1 protein-coding gene is annotated in these 1,312 nt (G+C 50.1%); it reads left to right on the top strand.

All coding sequences use genetic code 11. From position 1 onward, the window contains the following. Positions 1–19: 19 nt before the first annotated feature. A complete protein-coding gene (locus PPL9_RS09155; RefSeq protein ID WP_057462414.1) occupies positions 20–1,048 on the top strand; it encodes an IS110 family transposase in 1,029 nt (342 codons plus the stop codon). Positions 1,049–1,312: the final 264 nt, after the last annotated feature.

Below are 1,312 nucleotides of genomic sequence, written 5' to 3'. Positions count from 1 at the left end.
TAGCGCGAGAGGAGATGTGATCATGGAAGTTAGTATCATCGGGATTGATATCGCCAAAAATGTATTTCAGTTTCACGGCTCAACCAAGACTGGAGCGACAGTGTTTCGCCGAAAGATCAGGCGCTCCGGTGTACTCCATTTCCTAGCTGAGCAGCCTCGATGTTTGGTTGCTATGGAGGCATGTGCCAGTTCTCATTATTGGGGCCGTGAGATCGAGCAGCTTGGTCATACCGTAAAGTTAATTCCGCCGCAGTATGTGCGTCCTTTCGTCAAGCGTCAGAAAAATGATATGGCTGATGCCGAAGCAATTGCAGAGGCCGCAACCCGACCTGAGATGAGGTTTGTTGCTGTGAAATCAGCTGAGCAACAAGCTCAATCCATGCTTTTGAAAACACGTGAGTTATTCATATCTCAACGCACCCAGACAATTAACATGTTGCGCGGGCACCTTGCTGAGTACGGGATTGTGGTTCCTCAAGGACCATCTCACTTAAGAAAGCTTGAAGCTCAGATGTTGGATGAGCATGAAACCGACTTGCCATTGACCATGCGCAACATGTGCATAAGGCTTTTTGACCACCTACGTTTACTAGATTGGCAGATTGATGATCTGACATCGCGGATTGAAGCATCGGCAAAACAAGATGCAACAGCACGGCGATTAATGACCATCCCAGGTATTGGACCGATGTGTGCAATGGCAGTGGTAACCCTTGCACCACCGCGTGAGAGCTTTCGTAAAGGGCGAGATTTCGCAGCTTGGGTCGGCCTGACCCCAAAACAACATTCAACCGGTGGTAAAACCCGCTTAGGACGAACTTCGAAGATGGGTCAGCGAGACATTCGCAGGTTGCTCATTCTGGGAGCCATGTCTGTCATTCAATCAGTAGAGCGAAAAGGTGGTGCGGCTGAAGGTTCATGGCTCAACCGAATGCTGAAGCGGAAACCCAGACTACTGGTGGCCGTTGCTCTGGCAAATAAACTTGCCCGCATGGCTTGGGCCTTGATGAAGAAGGATGAGGTATATCGAGTTCAGCTGGCAGCATAAAGCCTGTCAGCTGTTAACCGGAATGCGGTAGGTCTTAGCGGAGGATTATGGGCGAACAGTCGAGAATGACGGGATCGGAAGAACCAGGTAGCGTGCATGGGAAGCAAAACCCGTAAATACGATTTGGATCTGATCTTCGTACTATCCATAAGGGCCCGCGGTAAGAAATGCTGCATACAGAGGCCGGACACACGTAGGAACTCGACCGCATTCACTCAATCTGACGAAAAACCGCTTGCATTTCCAGGGGCGTCCACACATGCA

The organism is Pseudovibrio sp. POLY-S9, from assembly GCF_001431305.1.
GTDB lineage: Bacteria > Pseudomonadota > Alphaproteobacteria > Rhizobiales > Stappiaceae > Pseudovibrio.
This window is presented reverse-complemented; position numbering and strand designations above follow the sequence as displayed.